Below are 3,335 nucleotides of genomic sequence, written 5' to 3'. Positions count from 1 at the left end.
TGCGGTGAGGAGCTCGGCGTCGCAGGCCGTCAAAGCGCCAAGCGTACTCCTCAATCGCGCAACGCACCCGGTCCCAATAACGTTCCGCTACCAAACAATTTTTTAGTGTCGCCCCTGCACGGCACATGCTGGCTGGATCGCCGTTGGGAGATAATAACAAATGCTTCAAGCATGCACTATTTAAAACAATTGTTGCATTTCTCCGTGAAATCTGTAAATCAATGGCTGGACGCGCCGGAGCGCCGACCAGAAAGACAGCCAAGGCATTCTAGTGACTAAAATCCTCCATCGTTCCATCAGGGCAGATCTAGCAAGAGCCGTAGCCGGAGAAGGCATCTACATTACGGACAGCGAAGGTCGGAGCTACATCGATGGATCGGGCGGCGCGGCGGTAAGCTGCCTCGGCCACAACCATCCAGAGGTTTTGGAAGCGATGAAGGCGCAGATGGGGCGGATCAGCTACGCTCATACCTCGTTCTTCACGACCGACGTGGCTGAGCAGCTTGCCGAGCAGCTGGTTGCACTCGCGCCCGAGGGTCTTGACTATGTCTACCTGGTTTCAGGTGGTTCCGAAGCTGTCGAGGCCGCTCTCAAGATGGCGCGTCAGTACTTTGTCGAAATCGGCCAGCCGCAGCGGCGCCATATCATTGCACGCCGACAGAGCTATCACGGAAATACCATTGGCGCACTGGCGGCTGGCGGGAATGCATGGCGCCGCGCGCAATTTCAACCGCTTTTGCCAGAAACTCATCATGTGTCGCCCTGCTACGCTTATCGAGATATGCAGGTGGGCGAAACGCCGGACGCCTATGCTGAGCGCCTCGCTACCGAGCTGGAGGCGAAGATCATCGAGTTGGGGACCGATCAGGTCATGGCTTTCGTGGCGGAACCGGTGGTGGGTGCGACCCTCGGTGCCGTCGGGCCCGTCCCCGACTACTTCAAGCTGGTTCGGCAGGTTTGTGACAGGCACGGCATCTTGCTCATCCTTGACGAAGTCATGTGCGGCATGGGACGCACAGGCACGATTTTCGCTTTGGAACAGGAGGGCATAGTGCCCGATCTGGTAACAATCGCGAAAGGATTAGGCGGGGGCTTCCAGCCAATCGGCGCGGTGCTCCTGTCTAATAAAATCTATCGGGCCTTCGCGGAAGGTTCCGGCCTTTTCCAGCATGGTCATACCTACATCGGCCATCCAATCGCGGCAGCTGCGGCCAACAAGGTCGTCGAAATCCTGAGACGCCCGGAGCTTATGGAATATGTCGTCAAGATGGGCGAACGCCTCCAGGCCACCCTTGATGCAGCACTCGGGCAATCGCCTTATGTTGGCGACATCCGCGGCCGGGGCCTGTTCCGCGGCATCGAAATTGTGGCGGATAAGGACACAAAGCAGCCTTTCGATCCGGCCCGGAAAATCCACTCCAAGATCAAGACCGAGGCGATGCAGCGAGGCTTGATGTGCTACCCGATGGGTGGCACCATCGACGGTGTCCACGGCGACCATGTGCTGTTGGCACCTCCCTATATTGTTCAACCTGAGCAAATCGATTTGATCGTAGAACGGCTAGCTGCCGCCATAAACGCCGCCGTCGCCAGTTGACACAGGACTCTTGGTTCGGGGCAATGAAAGACAATCCAATGACGACATCTCCGTGTCCGCCTATAAGCGACGAACACTGGCCCGTCGAAATCGCGGATATGAAGACTGGCTTCGCCGGCGCATTGAACGTCTATCGCACAATGGCTCATCATCCGGCATTGCTGAAGGCATGGGCTCCGCTGCGCCAACATATCGTCAAGGACAGCGCTCTTGGCCCCGTTTGGTCCGAGCTCGTGATTTTACGTGCTGCTCATCGGATGGGTTCGGACTATGAATGGGCCCATCATGTCAGCCGCGCGCGTGCGCTTGGTATTTCGGATGCGCGCATCCAGGCGATGCGTGGCATGCCAGATAGAGAAGACGGGCTCATCGTCCGGGCCGTTGATGCGCTTTTCGATACACATCACTTACCGTCTGATCTTGAGTACGCGCTTTCCGCCGCCATAGGAAGACAAGGTGTATTCGATCTAATCACTACAGTCGGCTTCTATTCGGTACTGGGCTGTCTATTGATGACCTACGAAACGCCGATAGACGATGCCGTCGCGAGAGAAATGGCGGAGCGACCACTTCCGGTCACTTAGTTGGGCAAACAGCTACGGCGCATTCTTTGCGCAGGCGCCTTAGTGGTGCATCCGGCAGATTGCGGGGTATAATGGCAGCCCCTTGTGACCTGCCGGTGGAGGTGACCCATGGCACCCGTCTGCTTACGGGACTTGACCCCTGCGGAATGTGCAGCGGTGCAAAAGTTGGCCCACTCCCACATCGCTCCGGCCCAACGCGTGTAACGCGCCCAGATTATCTGGCGCGCCAGTCGCGGCGAGAGTGCATCGGCGATTGCAGCCCGCGTCGGCCTGGATGGCGAGACCGTGCGCAAGCGCATTCGCCGCTTCAATGCGGAAGGACTGGAAGCCCTCAAGGACCGACATCGCTCGGGGCGCCGGCCAACGTATTCGGCCGAGCAGACAGCCACCGTGATCGCCACCGCGCTGACCAAGCCTCAGACGCTCGACCGATTAGCCGCCTACCTGCACGAGCACAAAGGGATTGCGATGCAGCGCAGCCGCATCGACGAGATCCTGCTCCACGAGGGCCTGCGCTGGCGCAAGCACGAGACCTGGTTCGGCAAGCGGGTCGATCCGGCCTTCGCCGAAAAAAGGGGCGGATCGAGACTGAACCGCGCCGGGATTCCCGGAGGCTCCAACTCCTGACAGGATGGAGCCATGACGAAGAGAACACGCCCATATTCATCAGAGGTCCGCGAGCGCGCGGTCCGGATAGTTTTCGATCACCGGGACGAGTACGCCTCGCAGTATGACGCGATCCGGTCGATCGCGGCCAAGATCGGCTGCTCGGGCGAGACGCTGCGCCACTGGGTGCGGCAGGCCGAGCGCGACCAGGGCCTTCGCCCTGGGCCGACGAGCGCGGACCAGGAGCGGATCAAGGCGCTCGAGCGCGAGGTGCGCGAACTGCGTCAGGCCAACGAGATCCTGCGCAAAGCCAGCGCGTATTTTGATGGCGTCGTCTAATCGCGAACCATTTTGCAAGCCTTTTCTCAACAGCTCACCTGCTCGGGCCCAGGATTTGAGCCGAGGGAGCCTTGCAGACAATCCCGATCGCGGCCGGTCTCTTGTGACGGGCTGTTTCGACGTATGCCGGGGGCAGGGTCGTCTTCGCGGTCGACAGCTGTCGCCGCATGATGGAGCTCCGCGGGAGGAGCCTTCCTATGTGGACGCCG

General features: G+C 59.7%; 4 protein-coding genes and 1 pseudogene. All 5 read left to right on the top strand.

What is annotated here, in order from left to right; genetic code table 11:
- Positions 1 to 279: hypothetical protein (locus DC522_RS35590; RefSeq protein WP_205769916.1), on the top strand; the 279-nt coding region annotated here is incomplete at its 5' end.
- Complete coding sequence (locus tag DC522_RS32855) at positions 272 to 1,597, top strand: aspartate aminotransferase family protein (protein WP_116532608.1); 1,326 nt, start codon at positions 272 to 274, stop codon at positions 1,595 to 1,597. The genes DC522_RS35590 and DC522_RS32855, both read left to right, overlap by 8 nt.
- A 98-nt stretch (positions 1,598 to 1,695) precedes the next feature.
- Positions 1,696 to 2,181 (top strand): carboxymuconolactone decarboxylase family protein, encoded by a 486-nt coding sequence (locus tag DC522_RS32850; RefSeq protein ID WP_245444738.1) that lies wholly within the window; start codon positions 1,696 to 1,698, stop codon positions 2,179 to 2,181.
- Between the two features lie 213 nt (positions 2,182 to 2,394).
- The gene (locus DC522_RS32845) at positions 2,395 to 2,808 is read left to right on the top strand and encodes a helix-turn-helix domain-containing protein (protein WP_371681094.1); all 414 of its coding nucleotides are present in this window, start codon (positions 2,395 to 2,397) and stop codon (positions 2,806 to 2,808) included.
- 12 nt (positions 2,809 to 2,820) lie between these two features.
- A pseudogene (locus DC522_RS32840) lies at positions 2,821 to 3,111 on the top strand (transposase); the annotation flags it as partial.
- Between the last annotated feature and the right edge of the window lie 224 nt (positions 3,112 to 3,335).

It is taken from the genome of Microvirga sp. KLBC 81 (assembly GCF_003075415.1).
Classification (GTDB): Bacteria; Pseudomonadota; Alphaproteobacteria; order Rhizobiales; family Beijerinckiaceae; genus Microvirga.
Note: the sequence above shows the minus strand (reverse complement) of the source record. Positions and strands in the feature narration are given on the sequence as shown.